The 16,470-nt window shown below is 61.2% G+C and carries 17 protein-coding genes; 7 read left to right on the forward strand and 10 right to left on the reverse strand.

The genetic code is table 11. The features are described from left to right. Positions 1 to 6 precede the first annotated feature (6 nt). Entirely contained in the window at positions 7 to 657 is a 651-nt protein-coding gene (locus tag AMC88_RS04890) for a GntR family transcriptional regulator (RefSeq protein WP_064824893.1), read from the reverse strand. A 158-nt stretch (positions 658 to 815) separates the two neighbouring features. Here AMC88_RS04890 and AMC88_RS04895 point away from each other — a divergent pair, with 158 nt between their 5' ends. From AMC88_RS04895 to AMC88_RS04910, 4 genes are all read left to right on the forward strand, one after another. Continuing rightward, complete coding sequence (locus tag AMC88_RS04895) at positions 816 to 2,240, forward strand: malonyl-CoA decarboxylase (RefSeq protein ID WP_064824894.1); 1,425 nt, start codon at positions 816 to 818, stop codon at positions 2,238 to 2,240. Further along, positions 2,237 to 3,751: a malonate--CoA ligase gene (locus AMC88_RS04900; RefSeq protein WP_064824895.1), complete on the forward strand. Its 1,515-nt coding sequence runs from the start codon at positions 2,237 to 2,239 to the stop codon at positions 3,749 to 3,751. The genes AMC88_RS04895 and AMC88_RS04900 overlap by 4 nt, the downstream gene beginning before the upstream one ends. Positions 3,752 to 3,949: 198 nt before the next feature. Further along, positions 3,950 to 5,299 carry an SLC13 family permease gene (locus AMC88_RS04905; RefSeq protein ID WP_064824896.1) on the forward strand — a complete coding sequence of 450 codons (1,350 nt, stop codon included), beginning with the start codon at positions 3,950 to 3,952 and terminating at the stop codon, positions 5,297 to 5,299. Between the two features lie 258 nt (positions 5,300 to 5,557). After that, positions 5,558 to 6,661 carry a helix-turn-helix transcriptional regulator gene (locus AMC88_RS04910; protein WP_064825804.1) on the forward strand — a complete coding sequence of 368 codons (1,104 nt, stop codon included), beginning with the start codon at positions 5,558 to 5,560 and terminating at the stop codon, positions 6,659 to 6,661. Between the two features lie 31 nt (positions 6,662 to 6,692). Here AMC88_RS04910 and AMC88_RS04915 read toward each other — a convergent pair whose 3' ends face one another. The 5 genes from AMC88_RS04915 to AMC88_RS04935 form a co-directional block, all read right to left on the reverse strand. Then, the gene (locus tag AMC88_RS04915) at positions 6,693 to 8,012 is read right to left on the reverse strand and encodes a sensor histidine kinase (protein WP_064817597.1); all 1,320 of its coding nucleotides are present in this window, start codon (positions 8,010 to 8,012) and stop codon (positions 6,693 to 6,695) included. Beyond that, a complete protein-coding gene (locus tag AMC88_RS04920; RefSeq protein WP_064817598.1) occupies positions 8,009 to 8,686 on the reverse strand; it encodes a response regulator in 678 nt (225 codons plus the stop codon). Before AMC88_RS04920 ends, AMC88_RS04915 begins: the two co-directional genes overlap by 4 nt. Beyond that, positions 8,683 to 9,249 carry a cytochrome b/b6 domain-containing protein gene (locus tag AMC88_RS04925; protein WP_064817599.1) on the reverse strand — a complete coding sequence of 189 codons (567 nt, stop codon included), beginning with the start codon at positions 9,247 to 9,249 and terminating at the stop codon, positions 8,683 to 8,685. Before AMC88_RS04925 ends, AMC88_RS04920 begins: the two co-directional genes overlap by 4 nt. Before the next feature lie 3 nt (positions 9,250 to 9,252). Then, complete coding sequence (locus AMC88_RS04930; RefSeq protein WP_185171390.1) at positions 9,253 to 9,522, reverse strand: PepSY domain-containing protein; 270 nt, start codon at positions 9,520 to 9,522, stop codon at positions 9,253 to 9,255. Positions 9,523 to 9,825: 303 nt separating this feature from the next. Next, positions 9,826 to 10,212 (reverse strand): ectoine synthase, encoded by a 387-nt coding sequence (locus tag AMC88_RS04935; protein ID WP_064824897.1) that lies wholly within the window; start codon positions 10,210 to 10,212, stop codon positions 9,826 to 9,828. Positions 10,213 to 10,401: 189 nt separating this feature from the next. Between AMC88_RS04935 and AMC88_RS04940 the strand changes: the two genes are divergently transcribed. Together AMC88_RS04940 and AMC88_RS31840 are read left to right on the forward strand one after the other, a co-directional pair. Continuing rightward, a complete protein-coding gene (locus AMC88_RS04940; RefSeq protein ID WP_064824898.1) occupies positions 10,402 to 11,286 on the forward strand; it encodes a LysR substrate-binding domain-containing protein in 885 nt (294 codons plus the stop codon). 144 nt (positions 11,287 to 11,430) lie between these two features. Then, positions 11,431 to 11,613 (forward strand): hypothetical protein, encoded by a 183-nt coding sequence (locus AMC88_RS31840; protein WP_081277714.1) that lies wholly within the window; start codon positions 11,431 to 11,433, stop codon positions 11,611 to 11,613. Between the two features lie 217 nt (positions 11,614 to 11,830). Here the strand turns inward: AMC88_RS31840 and AMC88_RS04945 are convergent, their stop codons facing one another. The 3 genes from AMC88_RS04945 to AMC88_RS04955 are packed head-to-tail and all read right to left on the reverse strand — an operon-like array spanning position 11,831 to position 13,701. After that, positions 11,831 to 12,394 (reverse strand): biotin transporter BioY, encoded by a 564-nt coding sequence (locus AMC88_RS04945; RefSeq protein WP_064825806.1) that lies wholly within the window; start codon positions 12,392 to 12,394, stop codon positions 11,831 to 11,833. 24 nt (positions 12,395 to 12,418) lie between these two features. Continuing rightward, complete coding sequence (locus AMC88_RS04950) at positions 12,419 to 13,027, reverse strand: energy-coupling factor transporter transmembrane component T family protein (RefSeq protein WP_064824899.1); 609 nt, start codon at positions 13,025 to 13,027, stop codon at positions 12,419 to 12,421. After that, positions 13,027 to 13,701 (reverse strand): energy-coupling factor ABC transporter ATP-binding protein, encoded by a 675-nt coding sequence (locus AMC88_RS04955; protein WP_016734594.1) that lies wholly within the window; start codon positions 13,699 to 13,701, stop codon positions 13,027 to 13,029. The genes AMC88_RS04950 and AMC88_RS04955 overlap by 1 nt, the downstream gene beginning before the upstream one ends. Positions 13,702 to 13,989: 288 nt before the next feature. On the opposite strand from AMC88_RS04955, the gene AMC88_RS04960 reads away from it, so the two are divergent. Beyond that, the gene (locus AMC88_RS04960; RefSeq protein WP_064829892.1) at positions 13,990 to 15,180 is read left to right on the forward strand and encodes a winged helix-turn-helix domain-containing protein; all 1,191 of its coding nucleotides are present in this window, start codon (positions 13,990 to 13,992) and stop codon (positions 15,178 to 15,180) included. Positions 15,181 to 15,363: 183 nt separating this feature from the next. Here the strand turns inward: AMC88_RS04960 and ribB are convergent, their stop codons facing one another. Beyond that, a complete protein-coding gene (gene ribB, locus AMC88_RS04965; protein ID WP_004674139.1) occupies positions 15,364 to 16,467 on the reverse strand; it encodes a 3,4-dihydroxy-2-butanone-4-phosphate synthase in 1,104 nt (367 codons plus the stop codon). Between the last annotated feature and the right edge of the window lie 3 nt (positions 16,468 to 16,470).

Raw genomic sequence — 16,470 nt, forward strand, 5'->3', positions numbered from 1 at the left:
GTCACTCTATCTCGTCGCCATGCTTGCGACCAGATCGCTGAACCTCTCTCCCTGAATGCCGACATGCGTCCGCAGCAGGCGGCGGGCCTCGTCGCCGTCTCCTGTAAAGATCGCATCGACGATGGCGCAATGTTCTGAGAAGGAGGTCGACAGGCGGTTGCGCACGCGCAGCTGCAGACGCCGATAGGGCCGCAGGCGCCGATGCAGCTGCGCGCATTGCTCCTGCAGGAAATCGCTGCGGCTTGCGGCATAGATGGCCTTATGAAACTCCTCATTGTCATAATAATAGGCATCGCTGTCACCGGCGGCGGCTGACTGCTCGCAGCGGCTGTGAGTGGCGGTGATCGCCTCGCGGGAGGCCTTGTCCAGCCGGCGGGCGGCGAGCGATCCGGCCAAGCCCTCGAGCTCGGCCATGACCTCGAACATCTCGTAAATGCGGTGCGGCCCCGGATCGATCACGACGGCGCCCCGGCGCGGACGGATTTCGATCAGCCCGATGGCGTCGAGCTGCATCAGCGCCTCGCGCACCGGCGTTCGCGACACACCGAAGCGATTGGCAAGCACGGTTTCATCGAGCCGCTCGCCGGGGGCGAACTCATAGGAAAGTATTGCATTTTCAATCTCATCCCGGAGCCACCGGCCGACATTCTCGGACATTTCTCTCGCATCCTCCATACAAGAATGCCATTCTTGTATACACGAGCGTTGACTTCGTGTACGAAGAGTGACAGTTTACATACTACCGGCGAAGCCCGGGGATGGGAAGCGATGTCCAGCGGCTGCGGCAAGCGGCTTCTTCAGACGGGAGGAATGGCATGCCAGAGGCTTCTTTCTTCACCGACATGCTGCAAAGCATCACAGATCACGGACGCCAGCTCCTGTTTTCCGGCTCGCGCAATACGCAGGCCGCCGCCAAGGCCGATCTTCGCACCCTTTGTGAGATGCTGCTCTCGAGCCGGGGCGAAGCATCCGGCATCGCCCTTGCAGCCGAGATTCTCGATCGCTGGGGCGCGCTCGATGGCGAGGGCGCGCAGAATTTTTTCCATGTGCTTCACGAAAACTTCGGGCCCGACACGGCGAGGCTCGACCGGGCAATGGAAAATTACCGCACCGACAAAAGCGCCGTTGCGGTCATCGCACTCCATCAGGCAGCGGAACCGCGGCGGCAGGAGCTTCTGCGCCGGTTGAATCACGCGCCGAACGGCACCGCCAGGCTCGTGCGGATGCGTCAGCAGCTGCTTGCTTCCAAAGACCAGTCAGAAGCCTATCAAGCGCTGGACGCCGACTTCACGCATCTGTTCGGCTCCTGGTTCAATCGCGGCTTTCTGACGCTGCGGCCCATCGACTGGTCGACGCCGGCCTACATTCTCGAAAAGATCATCAAATACGAGGCTGTGCACGAGATCGCCGGCTGGGAGGAGTTGCGCCGTCGTCTGGCGCCGGCCGACCGTCGATGCTTTGCCTTTTTCCACCCGCGGCTGGCCGATGAGCCGCTCGTCTTCGTTGAAGTGGCGCTCACCCGCTCCCTGCCGAAGGCGATCGCAGATGTTCTCGACGAGGGGCGGGAGCAGATCAATGCCGACGAGGCGACGACGGCCGTCTTCTATTCGATCTCCAACTGCCAGGATGGCTTGCGCGGCATCTCCTTCGGCAATTTCCTGATCAAGCAGGTCGTGGAAGATCTGCGCAAGGACCTGCCGGGTCTCAAGAATTTCGTCACGCTGTCGCCCGTCCCGGGTTTTGCCCGCTGGCTTGCCAAGGTGCGCGCCGCGACCGGCGATGCATCTCTATCCGAAGCGGCGTTGAAAACGCTGACCTTGCTCGACGATCCGGACTGGCCCGACAACGAGAGCAGCGCGGCCGATGTGGAGCGCGTGCTGCTGCCGCTTGCGGCCCGCTACTTCCTGACCGAACGCACGCCGGAGGGCCGCCCGGTCGATCCCGTCGCCCGCTTCCATCTCGGCAATGGCGCCCGGCTTGAACGAGTGAACTTCCTCGGCGATCGCTCGCCGAAGGCGATGCAGCAGGCCCACGGACTGATGGTCAACTATCTCTACAAGCTCGATGACATCGTCGCCAACCACGAGGCCTTGGCGCAGCGCGGCGAAGTGATCGCCTCGCCTGCGGTCAAAACCTTGCTCAACCAGAACGATGAAGGCCGCCGCGGCGGCAATGGCCAGCAAGGCTCTCGCGCCTTTGCGCAACTGATGAATTCCACGCTTGGAGGAGGGCGAAAGTGAGCAACCACCTTTTCGACGCCATGCGGGCCGCCGCACCCGGTGACGCACCGTTCATGCGGACCGGCAGCGGGCAAACATGGACCTATGACGACGCCTTCGCTCTTTCAGCCCGCATTGCCGGCGCGATGGACACGCTCGGCATCCGCCCCGGCGACCGGGTTGCCGTGCAGGTGGAGAAAAGCCCCGAGGCATTGATCCTCTATCTCGCTTGCCTTCGAAGCGGCGCCGTCTACCTGCCGCTCAACACCGCCTATACGCTGGCCGAGCTCGATTACTTCATCGGCGACGCGGAGCCGCGTCTGGTCGTGGTTGCCTCGACCGCTCGCGAAGGCGTCGCGACGATCGCCAAGCGTTACGGCGCGATCGTCGAAACGCTCGATGCCGACGGCAGCGGCTCGTTGCTCGATCTGGCGCGCGACGAGCCGGCCGACTTTGTCGACGCCTCGCGCTCCGCCGACGATCTGGCCGCGATCCTCTACACCTCGGGAACGACGGGACGCTCCAAGGGGGCGATGCTCACGCATGGCAATCTGCTGTCGAACGCCCTGACCTTGCGGGACTATTGGCGCGTCACCGCCGGCGACCGGCTGATCCACGCCTTGCCGATCTTCCATACGCATGGGCTGTTCGTTGCCACCAATGTCACCCTGCTTGCCGGCGCCTCGATGGTCCTGCTGTCGAAGTTCGACGCCGACGAGGTCGTTTCACTGATGCCTGAGGCAACGATGCTGATGGGCGTTCCGACTTTTTACGTGCGCCTTCTGCAAAGCCCGCGCTTCGGCAAGGAGGCGGCAGCCAACATCCGCCTGTTTATCTCAGGTTCGGCGCCGCTGCTTGCCGAAACGCATACCGAGTTCGAGGCCCGGACCGGCCACGCGATCCTCGAGCGTTACGGCATGACCGAAACCAATATGAACACTTCCAACCCTTACGACGGCAGACGCATTGCCGGAACGGTCGGCCTCCCGCTGCCTGGGGTGACGGTGCGCGTCACCGACCCCGCCACCGGGCTGGTGCTGCCGCCGGAACGAACCGGCATGATCGAGATCAAGGGGCCGAACGTCTTCAAGGGTTATTGGCGCATGCCGGAAAAGACCGCGGCTGAATTCACCGGCGATGGCTTCTTCATCAGCGGCGATCTCGGCAAGATCGACAGCGACGGCTATGTGCATATTGTCGGCCGCGGCAAGGACCTGGTGATCTCGGGTGGCTACAACATCTATCCGAAAGAGGTCGAGAGCGAGATCGACCGGATCGAGGGCGTGGTCGAGAGCGCCGTGATCGGTGTGCCGCATCCCGATTTCGGAGAAGGCGTGACGGCCGTCGTGGTGCGCAAGCCCGGCGCCGTACTGGATGAAAAGACCATTGTCAGCGCGCTGCAGGATCGTCTCGCCCGCTACAAACAGCCCAAGCGCATCATCTTCGCCGAGGACCTGCCGCGCAACACGATGGGCAAGGTCCAGAAGAATATCCTGCGGCAGCAATACGCCGATCTTTACTCCGGGACGTAAGACGGCCGCCCTCTGGGAGGAGGGCGCGTCGATATCCGCATCAATAGAGCATGTCGCGCAAAAGTGTGCAGCGGTTTTGCGGCAACGACATGCGCAAAAACAAAGAGCTAAAGCGCGTCGCATGATTCAAGTTTTGACGCGACGCCCTTTAGCGAAAACAGCAACCACGGCGCTGGAGGCGTCGCAGGGAGGGGAATCATGGGTATTGAAATACTGGCCATCGGCCTGCTCATCGCTATGTTCATCGTAGCGACGATCCAGCCAATCAACATGGGCGCGCTCGCCTTTGCCGGCGCCTTTCTGCTCGGCTCCATGACCATCGGCATGAAAACCACCGATATTTTCGCGGGCTTTCCGAGTGATCTGTTCCTGACGCTCGTCGCCGTCACCTACCTCTTCGCCATCGCGCAGATCAACGGCACCATCGACTGGCTGGTCGAATGCGCCGTCCGGCTGGTGCGTGGACGCATAGGACTGATCCCCTGGGTGATGTTCCTCGTCGCCGCCGTCATCACCGGTTTCGGGGCGCTTGGGCCTGCTGCCGTCGCCATTCTCGCGCCCGTCGCCTTGAGCTTTGCCATCCAGTACCGCATTCACCCCGTCATGATGGGCCTGATGGTGATCCACGGCGCACAGGCGGGCGGCTTTTCGCCGATCAGCATCTATGGCGGCATCACCAACCAGATCGTTGCCAAGGCCGGCCTGCCTTTCGCGCCGACGTCCCTGTTTCTCTCCAGCTTTTTCTTCAATCTGGCGATCGCTGTGCTGGTCTTCTTCGTATTCGGAGGCGCAAAGGTCATGCGGCAAGTGCCTGCATCGTCCCTTGGTCCCTTGCCCGAACTGCATCCCGAGGGCGTGTCGGCCTCGATCAGAGGTCACGGCGGCACGCCGGCAAAACCCATCCGGGACCATGCCTATGGCACCGTGGCCGATACCGCTGCGACGCTGCGTCTCAACAATGAGAGGATTACCACGCTGATCGGCCTGACGGCGCTCGGCATCGGTGCTCTGGTTTTCAAGTTCAATGTCGGCCTCGTCGCCATGACCGTGGCCGTCGCCCTGGCGCTCTTGTCCCCGAAGACGCAGAAGGCGGCAATCGACAAGGTCAGCTGGTCGACCGTGCTGCTCATTGCCGGCATCATCACCTATGTCGGGGTCATGGAGAAGGCCGGTACCGTCGACTACGTGGCGAACGGCATATCCAGCCTCGGCATGCCGCTGCTGGTGGCGCTGCTGCTTTGCTTTACCGGTGCCATCGTTTCGGCCTTTGCATCCTCGACCGCCCTGCTCGGCGCCATCATTCCGCTGGCCGTTCCGTTCCTCATGCAGGGACATGTCAGCGCCATCGGCGTCGTCGCCGCCATCGCGATCTCGACGACGATCGTCGATACCAGCCCGTTCTCCACCAATGGTGCGCTTGTCGTCGCCAATGCGCCGGATGAGAGGCGAGACCAGGTCCTCAAGCAGTTGCTGGTCTACAGTGCGTTGATTGCCATCATCGGCCCGATCGTCGCTTGGCTGGTGTTCGTCGTGCCGGGCCTGGTTTGACGATGGGCCGCCGCGGGCCTTCGCTCGCGGCGGTCAAGGCATTCACGCCGTGGGCAAGGTATTCCGAGTTCCATGCTCCGGCGGGGAGACGCGCCGACCGGAAATATAGTACCGGAGAAGCTATAACATGCTGTGGTTGTAGTATTTCTCGCTCACTCCGGAGCCTCCGATATTGCACATGCGAATTTCGTTGCAATTGCGAAGACAACACTGTTCTATCTTCGAAGATGCTTTCATTCGCAGATGTTGAAATCGATCATGATTCAATCGCCTGACGTCTCATCTCTTCTGACGGATATGATTTATGGAAGCCTCTTCGGAGAGTGCAGCTGGCAGGATTTCCTGGATCGCCTTGCACAGACGTCGCCGGGCGGCAAGGCGGCGCTTCACTACCATGATCTGACCTCTTCGGTTGCCCATGTTCCCTTCATGTCGGGATTTTCGCAATCCGAGATCGATCAGTTCACCAGCCACTTTGCCTCGGTCAATCCCTGGATTCCGAGACTGGATCTCGTGCCCGTCGGCCAGGGCCTCTGCGGCGACGAGATCGTTCCACGCGAAGAGCTGATCAGATCGGAATTCTACAATGACTGGCTGAAGCGTCAGACCGGATGCGAGACGAGCATCGGCGTCTCGATCATCCGCGAGCAAAACCGCACCTTCATCCTTTCGGCCTGCACATCGTCCGCCGACCCAGATCTCAACAGCGAGGCGGCCAAGCTCTACACACAGCTCGCACCGCATTTGAAGAGGGCCTTCGACTTCATCCGCAAGCGCGATCTCTTTGCGCCGCACGAACAGACAACTCAGGCCCTTTTCGACAGCATCGGCGTCGGATTGATCTATGTCTCGGAGCAACGAAAAGCCCGTCGCTGGAACAGGAGCGCAGAGGCGCTGTTCGCCGCCGGCGTGCCCGTGCAGATCGCCGCCGACGGAACCCTAGGACTTCAATGCGAGAAGTCGGCGGCGGTTCTCGAATTCCTGACCTCCAGAAACGGTGTACAGACCCAACCGCACACGGCGATCGTCAAGGGCCGGAACCAGGATAACTACCGCATCACCCTCGTCCGGCTGCACTCCGATACGTTCACCCAGTTTCTGGAAGGGCCGACCGTGGCGGTGATCGTCGAACCGATCGTGGCGACGCCCCTCAATGAGCGGCGCGATTTGCTGATGCAGCTTTATAAACTGACGGCAACGGAAATCAGGATCGCCTCGAGCATCGCATCCGGCCATTCCCCAAGGGAAGTGGCGATGGCCGACGACATCAGCTACGAGACCGTCAGAACGCATCTTAGAAACATTTATGCGAAGCTCGGGGTCAATTCCCGAGCCGGTCTGGTGTCGTTGCTGATGCGGTGAATGGGATCAGCCGCCTCAGAAGCGCACGGTTTCATCTGAAGTCCAGTTCAAACATATGCCCGGACTTCAACCTTGTTTGCGAGAACGACGCCTGATGTATTTCCACGATCCGTTCGATGATCTTCAGCCCGATGCCGAGACTGTCAGAGGGGGCAGCGAAAGTTTTGGGATGAAGCAACGGTGTTTCAAGGGACCGATCCTCGACCGTGATGATGCCGTTGCCGGCACGAACGATGACGAGGGTGTGATCCCGTGTGTGCTTGACGGCGTTCTCGATCAAATTCCGGAGTGCGTCGCGTAAAAGGGAGGGAGCACCCCTCACCGTGGAACTTTCGACCTGGCTGAAGAACTCCAGCCTATGATTGTTTTCGTAAACCCAGGGGGCGAGTTGCGATACGACGGATGCGGATAGCTCCACGAGATCCACCTCCTCGAACATGCCGTGGTCGACGCTGTCGAGCCGAGCGAGAGCAGTGAGCTGCGCGACGAAGTTTGCGAGGTCATCCAGGTCCCCTTCCGCCTTCCTGGCGCGTGGGTGATCGATATGGCCGAGTTCCAGCTTCAATGCTGCAAGCGGTGTCCGGATTTCGTGGGCGATCCCTGTTGTCAGGACCTTCTGCGACTTCATCAACTCGCCGACCCGCGCGAAGGCGCGATTGACGGCGGCTGCGAGATGAGCGACTTCGCGCGGCATTTGATCGAAGTCCAGGTGCGAACGGGAATCCATAGGGTCGATCTGCTCGGCCGCATCTGCGGCGGCTCGGACTGGCCGCAATGCCTGGCGGACAGACAGCAAGGTGCCACCGAGCACGAGAACCAGAAGAATGCTCATCGGCACGACCAGGTGTTCAATGATCTCGTTCCAGAGAACGTCGGACATCACGTCAGAGGGATCACTGATCGTCGCGATATCGACGAGGAAACGCTGGCCGCCAACGACGAATGCCCGACCGCCGACCAGCGACAACGGCTTTCCCGGTTTCAAACTCCGCAACCAGAAATCCGGCGGGTTCACATCGGCGGGAAGGAAGCGATCCTCACAGGCGGCATCACATGATTGGAACACCAGCGCACCATTTGCTGCCCGAATTCGGGCAACATAACCTGTGTCGCCTCTTTGGTAACGCTGCTGCACATTGTCCGGAAGGCGGTAGCGAATGCTGTCATCGTCCACGGTGATCCCGGCCACGAGCCGCTCTGTTTCCTGCTCGACGAACAATCGGGATAGCTCACCAACGTTCCAGTAATAGTCCGAGAAGACGATGGCGAGTTGCAGGAACATTGCCAAGATCGCGAAGAAGGCGATCCGGCGGGCGAGAATGGCTCCTAATGTGGGGCGCGACTGGCTCAATCATGCACCTCGCGCATCATATAGCCGACACCTCTGATCGTCTCGATCGACAAGCGCGTCTTGTGACCCTCCAGCTTCTTGCGAAGACGCGATACTGCCAGCTCGACGGCATTGCTGCTTCTCTCGTCGCCAAATTCCGAGAACGCATGCTCGATCTTTGTTTTGGCAACGACCTTTCCACCGTTGCGCATCAGCAGTTCGAGCAATCCCTTTTCGGAGGGGGCAAGAGCGACGTCATAACCGGCGCAGGTCACTTGCCGCGACGCGACATCGAGTTTCAGTGCGGCGAATTCGAGGATCGGCATGGATGTAACGGGCGACCGGCGGATCAGTGCGCGTATCCGGGCTGTGAGTTCGCCATTGTGAAACGGCTTGGCCAGGTAGTCGTCTGCGCCTGCATCAAGTCCGGCTATTCGCTCGTCGATCGCGCCTCTTGCAGTCAAGACAAGCACCGGCGTCTGAGCGCCGGCATCCCGGAGCGACTTCAGGAAGTCGATCCCATCCTCGTCAGGGAGACCGAGATCGAGCAGCAGCAGGTCGTAACTTCCCTCTCGAAGGGCGATCCGCCCTTCCTGTGCCGTCTCGAACGCGTCGATCCGCCAGCCCTCATCCCGGATTGCCTCGCAAAGAAGCTCACGAAGCCGGGCGCTGTCCTCGATGAGCAGAATTCTCATGCGTTTTTTCGACCTGTAACCATGGCCCAGATGAGATTTTCTCGATGCCTCCAGCTTTCCAGGACTGCAGCGCCGGCATGGATGAAGACGAGGACCATAATGCTGTTGGCGATTGTCCCGTGCAATCGCTCAAGCCACTTTTCGCCCCAGAAAGCGTCCCACGTCGTCATCCAGCCCGTTAAGGCCGTTGCAGCAAGAAGAGCGACAAGCAAGAGCATCATCATTGATGCCAGCGGATTATGGCCGAGATATCGGTTCTCGTTCCTGTCGATAATGCTGGCGATTTGGTCTCTTACTCTTCGCGGCGTTGGCCAGAAGTCGGTGAAGCGCGCGTGCTTGGTGCCGATGAAACCCCAGATGAGGCGGACTGCGATGGCCGCCCCGACGACGTAGCCCGTCAGGCGATGCCAGTATTTGCCTTCTTCCAGAATGAAGAGGTTCAGCGTGCACGCCGTGACGATGGTCCAATGGAAAATCCGGACGATCGGATCCCAGACCTTGACGCTCTTCGGTGTGGTGTCGGAGGGCGATACGCCCTCCTTCCTCGATGAAATCGCCGTCATCGCTCAATCGTCCTTCTGAACGATGTCACCGGATACCGGATTGAAATAGACCTCGGCTCGCTTGCCATCCTTGTCCTTGCCGTAGATTTCATAGCAGTTGCCGGTGATCTCGAAGGTCTTGACCTTGTAGCCAAGTGCATCGATCTTCGCCTTCATGGCCTCTTCGGACATCCATTTGGATTTCGGCTCCTTGGTGCAGCTCGGGCTAGCGAACGCCAGTGCCGGGGCGAGGGCGACAATTGCGACTGCGATAATTGCTTTCAACATGATCATTCGGTCCTTTGATTACGCCCGGGCTGGGCGACGGACCGATCAATAGGATTCACTCGCTGTCGGTTTGCTGTCCGAGGAAGCGAAACGTGCCTTGCCGCTCAATTTTGAGGCGTTATCGCGTCGTTGTGCATAGGCCGTTGTGGTTGGTGCCGGGCGAGAGATCGATGGCGGCGGCTTGAACCAGGGTATCGATCTTCGGCCGGATCACAGCAGCACGCCCACGGGCGGCCGTTGATGAAAGCCATGACCAAGCACGACCGCAAAATCAAGGAGATCGAGCGAACGGGGCCGCTCGAGCTCGGCTCAATATTCCGAACCGCTTCTGTTGTTGAGGTCGTGACGCTCCGTCCCCTTGAGCGGCGGATTGAAGACGCTGACGAGAATGAGGTCCTCGTCCTTGCCGCCCCTGAGATAGTGGCGGTCGTGCTGGTCGAGAACATAGATGTCGCCGACGCGGATGGGAAAGACATTGCCGTCCATATCCTCGACCTCGCCTTCTCCCTGAATGCAGTAGCAGGCCTCCAGGTGGTTGCGGTACTGCAGCAGGGCTTGCGTGTTGGCGCGCACGACGGTGTGGCAGATCGTAAAGCCCATCCCGTCATCCCTGGTCAGTAGTCGATGGCTCGTGCCATTGCCCCAATCGACGAAACGCTCGGTCTGTTCCACGTCCTTCAGGCTTCTCACAAACATGTTCTTCTCCTCGCAAATGGCGGAGATGACTCGATCTCCGTGATCGATTAGGCACTGAAATCGACGTGGCTTCAAATGATCTAAATTGAGAAAGCCGTTAGAATAACTTACATGTAGCCTCCTGGTTCGATCCGTGTGATGCGGATGCAGGGCGAAACATTCCGGCTATCATGTAAGGAATTCGAACATATGCAGCTGCCGCCGCTGAATGCGTTGAGGGCCTTCGAAGCGACCGCCCGGCTGATGAGCCTGTCAAAGGCCGGAGACGAGCTGCATGTGACCCACGCCGCGATCAGTCACCAGATCAAACATCTGGAGACGTGGCTGGGTCGCAAGCTGCTGCAGAAATCCGGACGCGGCGTGGCGCTGACGCCGGCGGGCGCCGAATATTATCTGGCCGTCTCCGGCGCATTGGCAGCCATCGCCCATGCAACCGGCAACATGCGCCGAGACCACAATATGCGTTCGATCACCGTCGGCTGCATCCCGTCGATCGCATCGCGCTGGCTGGTTCCGGCACTTCCGTCTTTCCGGGAGAGCGATCCCGATCTCGATGTCAGGATCGTCTATGCCAGAGCGGAAGAGCGCTTCGATGACGAAAGCCTGGATGTTCTGATCACCATGGGGGAAGACCTGTCGGCAGGGCGCGAGAGCAGGCTGCTCTTCTCCCGGCGCAACCAGCCGGTGGCGAGCGTCCATTATCTGGCAAAGCGGAATTGGACTATCGAGAACGTTCCCTTTGCGAGGGCCGACCTGCTGCATGACGAATCGGTGGACGGCTGGAAAGAATGGTTCCGCAAGGCTGAGCTAAAGCCAACCGAGCCGATCCGAGGGCCGATCTTTCAGGACTTCAACATTCTTGCGACGGCAGTGATCGCCGGACATGGGGTCGCCTTGTGCCCTGTCGAAGTGTTCCGGCGAGAGATCGAGCGCGGCGACCTCGTCGTGCTGTCGGACATCTCGACGGCCGAGACCCAGGGATATTATCTGATCACCAGCGCCTGGGCGAAAAAGCCGGTGCGCCGTTTTGCCGAATGGTTCATTCAGGAGTGCAACTCCAGCAGTCTTCGGTAAGTGAACGGCGACATGGCATTCGCTTGCGCTGACCAAGCATGGATTGTCATGAAAGTTTCATATTGAAGCTATTGCGGAAAACGAAATTTAATCTACAATTTCTATCAAGAAACATGATTTGATGAAGCACCGAAAGGAGACTGATTGAGCGCATTTTTCTCGAATGCCTTCGTGATTGCATATTTCGCCTTGGTTATTGCCCTGCTTGTCGCGAGTGGTAAGTGCCGTTCAATAAGCTTCGGCGATGGCGATGGCGATGGCGATGGCGGGGGAGGCTGGTGCGATGCCGCGGGTGACGGCGGCGGTGACGGAGGTGGAGGAGACTAGATCAAACTGAAATCGATAGAATGCCCGACCGCCTCAAGGCGGTTTTTTGTTGCCTAGGTTCCAGGCCGTACCTGCTCGAAGCGAGCTTTCCTTCCTCAATCCATCAGCATCGAGACGCAGAGCCTGCGCCACAGGCAAGTGGTCTTGGCGTGCCGCAAATACAAATGGCCGCCTTCGGGTGAAGACGGCCAATGCATGTATTTGCGGTCGAGGCGCCTTATGCGCGCGCCGGCAGCAGGGGATAGCCGGCCATGACGGCGCGGCCGAGCAGGGCGGCGACAAAAGCCTTGATCACGTCGCCCGGAATGAAGGCCATCGAGCCGACGAAGGCTTTGGTGAAGCCGAGGCCGGCGACGGTGGCGAGATAGGCGATACCGAAGGCATACAGCACGACGACCCCGCCGACCATGGCGGCGAGGAAGAAGCTCACCGTCTGCACCAGGCCGAATTGGCCGTGGTTGACCAGGCGCTCGCTGAGATAGCCGGTGACGAAGGCGCCGAAGATCCAGCCGACGAGGAAGCCGGCCGACGGCGAGGCGAAGATGGCGAGGCCGCCGCGGCCGCCGGAAAGCACCGGCAGGCCGATGGCGACGAGCAGCAGCACGATCAGCACGGCAATCGCGCCGCGGCGAGCGCCGAGCACGACACCGGCCATCATGACGCCGAGCGACTGGGCGGTGATCGGCACCGGAATGAAGCCGAGCGAGATCGGCGGCAGCAGGCCAAGGGCCACGATGATCGCAGCGAAGAGGGCAGTAAGGACGAGGTCGCGGGTGCTCATCATGAACTCCGTGGTTAAAATTGGTTAACTTCCATGCCGTCGAATGCGGCGCGCGTCAATCGCCGCGGCGACATTATCCGCATCCCTGAGCGTCAGGATGATCAGCGGCGCAAGCAGCGTCGTCGGCCGGGCCTTCAGCCCGCGCGCCTTGTGGGCCTCGCGGATCGCCTGATAACGGCCGACAATATCGGGCACGAAACGCAGGACGAGCCCGAGCGCCAGGCCGATATCATCGGCCTGCACGAAGCCGGTGCGCTCGAGCGGGCGGGCGAGCGCCGTCACCTCGTCGATGAAGGCGGTGATTGACGTCGTCGCCGTCACGGCGGCGGCAAGAAGCATCAGCGCCGTCAGCCGCAGCACCGGCACGAGTGCCGCCTGCCAGGGATTGAAGAGGAGATTGAAGAGCGCCACGACCGCAATCGTCAGGAAGACCGGCCGCAACCGCCGAAGGCCCTCGCCGAGCGGCAGGCCGGTGGTGCGGTAGACGACCGCCGTCAGCACAACCAAGCCGGAAAGCAGGGTGATGTTCTGGCTGATGAACAGCACGACGCCGAAGACCGCAAGCGACACCAGCTTGACCCGCGGCGAAAGCCGGTGCATCGGGCTGTTGCCTTCTACATAGAGCGACTGCATCAGGCGGCGATCTCCCTGTAGCGGGCGATCGCCTCGGTCGCCGGCGCATCGGCGGCGAGCCGCCCTTCATGAAACAACAGCACCCGTTCGAAATCGGCGATCAGCTCCAGATCGTGGGTAATGACGATGGCGCTTTCCGGCAGCCCGGCGATAATCCGCTCGACCAGTGCCCGGTTCTTCAGGTCGAGCTGGTTGGTCGGTTCGTCGAGAATGAGAATGCCGGGCCCCGTCACCAGCACCGAGCAGAGGGCCGCCACCTGCAGCTCGCCGCCGGAAAGCTCGTGCGCCCGGCGGTCGGCGAGCGCTTCGGCCCCGAAGCGGGCGAGAACACGCTCGACCTTCGCCTCGATCTCCGCCTTGCTGAAGCCGTGGCGCTTCAGCCCGAAGGCGATGTCGTCCCGGACGATCGGCAGGATGATCTGGTTCTGCGGCGACTGGAAGATGAAACCGACATCGACTGCGCCGGCCTTGTCATCGGCTGTATCGCGGCCGTTGACGGTGACGCGCCCGATCGTCGGCTTGGTCAGCCCGTTGATCAGCCGCGCAAACGTGGTCTTGCCCGAGCCGTTGAGCCCGATGACGCCGATGCGTTTGCCGCTGATGCCGAGCGTCAGCGGCGCGAGCGCCACCCGCGTTCCGAAACTGACCCCGGCGCCTTCGAATTGTATGTCCAAACCAGTTCCTCGCATCCATGCGATCGTGCTGCCGCACCAGCCCCTCATCCGCCTGCCGGCACCTTCTCCTGCTCGCGGGGAGAAGGGGATATTCCGCACCGTCTCCCTTTATATCGACGCTGCGTTTGGCACGTCCCCTCTCCCCGGTTTTACGGGGAGAGGGTTAGGGTGAGGGGCAGCTATTAGCGCAAACCTGACAGCAGCGCTTCTACAAAGAGCAAATCTCGCTGTCGATATCTGATCTCGATATCGGGTGGCTAGGAAGATTTTCCGCGATATGATGCCCTCATGACGAATCTGCTTTCAAATTCCGACGCCCGCCGGGTCTTCCTGGCCAAGCAGGGCCTCAGCGCTCCGCCGAACCGCGCCTTGAGCAAGGAGGGCCTGCTGCAGCTCATCCATGATCTCGGCTTCGTCCAGGTCGACAGTATCCAGACGGTCGAGCGGGCGCATCACCAGATTCTGTTTTCGCGCAACCAGACCTACAGGCGCGAGCATCTGACCGCGCTGCTCGAAAAGGACGGCACGCTGTTCGAGCACTGGACGCATGACGCCTCGATCCTGCCGAGCGCCTTCTTCGTCTATTGGAAGCACAAGTTCCGCCATCAGGAGAAGGTCATCATCGAGCGCTGGCGCAAATGGCGCGGCGAGGGTTTCGAGGCGGCCTTCGAGGAGACCTATGAGCGCGTGGCGCGCGACGGCGCCATCCTGGCACGCGACATCAAGGCCGACGGCCATGTTTCCGGCGGCTGGTGGAACTGGCATCCGAACAAGACGGCGCTCGAATATTTCTGGCACACCGGCAAGTTCGCCATCGCCGGCCGCTCGAATTTCCAGAAGATCTACGATCTGACCGAGCGCGTCGTCCCGGCCCATTTCCGCGAGCCGGAGGTGAGCCGCGCCGAATTCGTCGACTGGGCCTGCCGCAGCGCGCTCACCCGCCTCGGCTTTGCCACCCATGGAGAGATCGCCGCCTTCTGGAACCTCGTCTCGCCTGACGAAGCCAAGACCTGGGTGTCGGCCCATCGCGATGAACTCGCCGAAATGCTGATCGAGCCCGCACTCGGGGCCAAGCCGCGGCCCTCCTGGGCCTTTGCCGATTTCCTGACGACGCTCGGCAGCTACCCCGCCGCGCCGCCGCGCATCCGCGTGCTCAGCCCCTTCGACCCGATGATCCGCGACCGCAACCGCACCGAACGCCTGTTCGGCTTCTTCTACCGCATCGAGATCTTCGTGCCGGAAGCCAAGCGCGAATATGGCTATTACGTCTTCCCGCTGCTCGAAGGCGACCGGCTGATCGGCCGCATCGACATGAAGGCGGACCGGAAGAAATCGACGCTCGATGTCAGGCGGCTCTGGCTTGAGCCGGGCGTGAAAGCGTCCGCAGGGCGGCTGGAGCGGCTGGAAGCGGAGCTCGAGCGGGTGGCGCGGTTTGCGGGCGTGGAGAAAGTGGTGTTGTTGGAGGGGTGGAGGGGGTAGTCTCTTCCACGTTGAGAGAGCTGCATTTGCCCCTCACTAACCCTCTCCCCGTAAACGGGGCGAGGGGACGTGCCAAACGAGGGCTGGCGGGGAACGGAGAGGTTGCGGCATTTCCCCTTCGCCCCGTTTACGGGGAGAAGGTGGCGGCAGCCGGATGAGGGGCTGCCCTCCCGCTTTTCGACCTCAGCAAATCTCCGTCTTGCTGATCTTGATCCCGAAACCTTCCAGGCCGACATAGTGGCGCTCGCGGCTGGTCAGCAGCTTGATCGAGCTGACGCCGAGGTCCTTGAGGATCTGGGCGCCGAGGCCGATTTCCAGCCATTCGCTTTCGCGGCTCTGTGCTTCGGCATGGGCTTCGCGCCCCTGGTTGCGGGCCTTGCGGCCATTGTCGTAATGGCCGACGCCGACCGAGCCCTCGCGCAGATAGACGATGACGCCGCGCCCTTCCGCGGCGATCTTCTCCATGTAGAAATCGACCGGGCTCTTCCTGCCGAAGAGATCCTCGGCGACATTTTCCGGATGCAGGCGCACGGGAATGTCGATGCCGTCACGGATGTCGCCGAAGACGACGGCGAGATGCTGCATCGGGTCCCAGGGCAGGGCATAGGTATGGGCCTTGGCTTTGCCGAAGGCCGTGTCGATGTCGAAGCTCGCGCCGTGCTCGACCAGCGTTTCCTTGCGCTGGCGATAGGCGATGAGATCGGCGACGGAGACGAGCTTCAGCCCGTGTTTCTCGGCGAAATCCACCACCTGCGGTCCGCGCGTGACGGTGCCGTCATCGTTGACGAGTTCGGAGATGACGCCGATCGGCGGCAGGCCGGCGAGGCGGCAGAGGTCGACGGCGGCTTCCGTATGGCCGGAGCGCATCAGCACGCCGCCTTCGCGGGAAACCAGCGGAAAGATGTGGCCGGGGCGGACGAAATCGGCGGCCCCGACATTGGGATTGGCGAGGTTCCGCACCGTCAGCGTCCGGTCGTCGGCGGAGATGCCGGTCGTCGTACCGTGCTTGAAATCGACCGAGACGGTGAAGGCGGTGGTATGGGCGGAATCGTTTTCCGCCACCATGGCGTTGAGGTTGAGGCGTTTGGCCTCTTCCTTCGGCATCGGCGCGCAGACGATGCCGGAGGTGTGGCGCACGATGAAGGCCATCTTTTCCGGCGTCGTGTGGACGGCGGCGACGATCAGGTCGCCCTCGTTTTCGCGGTCATTGTCGTCCATGACGACGACGATTTCGCCGGCCTCGAAGGCCCTGATGGCGTCGACGACGCGTTTCTGATCGTAAGACATGGA

Source organism: Rhizobium phaseoli (assembly GCF_001664385.1).
Classification (GTDB): domain Bacteria; phylum Pseudomonadota; class Alphaproteobacteria; order Rhizobiales; family Rhizobiaceae; genus Rhizobium; species Rhizobium phaseoli.

What these genes read in the sequence shown, in the direction of transcription:
- AMC88_RS04890 (WP_064824893.1), bottom strand. Translation starts at nt 657, where the DNA reads ATGTCCGAGAATGTCGGCCGGTGGCTCCGGGATGAGATTGAAAATGCA.
- AMC88_RS04895 (WP_064824894.1), top strand. Translation starts at nt 816, where the DNA reads ATGCCAGAGGCTTCTTTCTTCACCGACATGCTGCAAAGCATCACAGAT.
- AMC88_RS04905 (WP_064824896.1), top strand. Translation starts at nt 3,950, where the DNA reads ATGGGTATTGAAATACTGGCCATCGGCCTGCTCATCGCTATGTTCATC.
- AMC88_RS04910 (WP_064825804.1), top strand. Translation starts at nt 5,558, where the DNA reads ATGATTCAATCGCCTGACGTCTCATCTCTTCTGACGGATATGATTTAT.
- AMC88_RS04920 (WP_064817598.1), bottom strand. Translation starts at nt 8,686, where the DNA reads ATGAGAATTCTGCTCATCGAGGACAGCGCCCGGCTTCGTGAGCTTCTT.
- AMC88_RS04925 (WP_064817599.1), bottom strand. Translation starts at nt 9,249, where the DNA reads ATGACGGCGATTTCATCGAGGAAGGAGGGCGTATCGCCCTCCGACACC.
- AMC88_RS04930 (WP_185171390.1), bottom strand. Translation starts at nt 9,522, where the DNA reads ATGATCATGTTGAAAGCAATTATCGCAGTCGCAATTGTCGCCCTCGCC.
- AMC88_RS04935 (WP_064824897.1), bottom strand. Translation starts at nt 10,212, where the DNA reads ATGTTTGTGAGAAGCCTGAAGGACGTGGAACAGACCGAGCGTTTCGTC.
- AMC88_RS04940 (WP_064824898.1), top strand. Translation starts at nt 10,402, where the DNA reads ATGCAGCTGCCGCCGCTGAATGCGTTGAGGGCCTTCGAAGCGACCGCC.
- AMC88_RS04945 (WP_064825806.1), bottom strand. Translation starts at nt 12,394, where the DNA reads ATGAGCACCCGCGACCTCGTCCTTACTGCCCTCTTCGCTGCGATCATC.
- AMC88_RS04950 (WP_064824899.1), bottom strand. Translation starts at nt 13,027, where the DNA reads ATGCAGTCGCTCTATGTAGAAGGCAACAGCCCGATGCACCGGCTTTCG.
- AMC88_RS04960 (WP_064829892.1), top strand. Translation starts at nt 13,990, where the DNA reads ATGACGAATCTGCTTTCAAATTCCGACGCCCGCCGGGTCTTCCTGGCC.
- ribB (WP_004674139.1), bottom strand. Translation starts at nt 16,467, where the DNA reads ATGTCTTACGATCAGAAACGCGTCGTCGACGCCATCAGGGCCTTCGAG.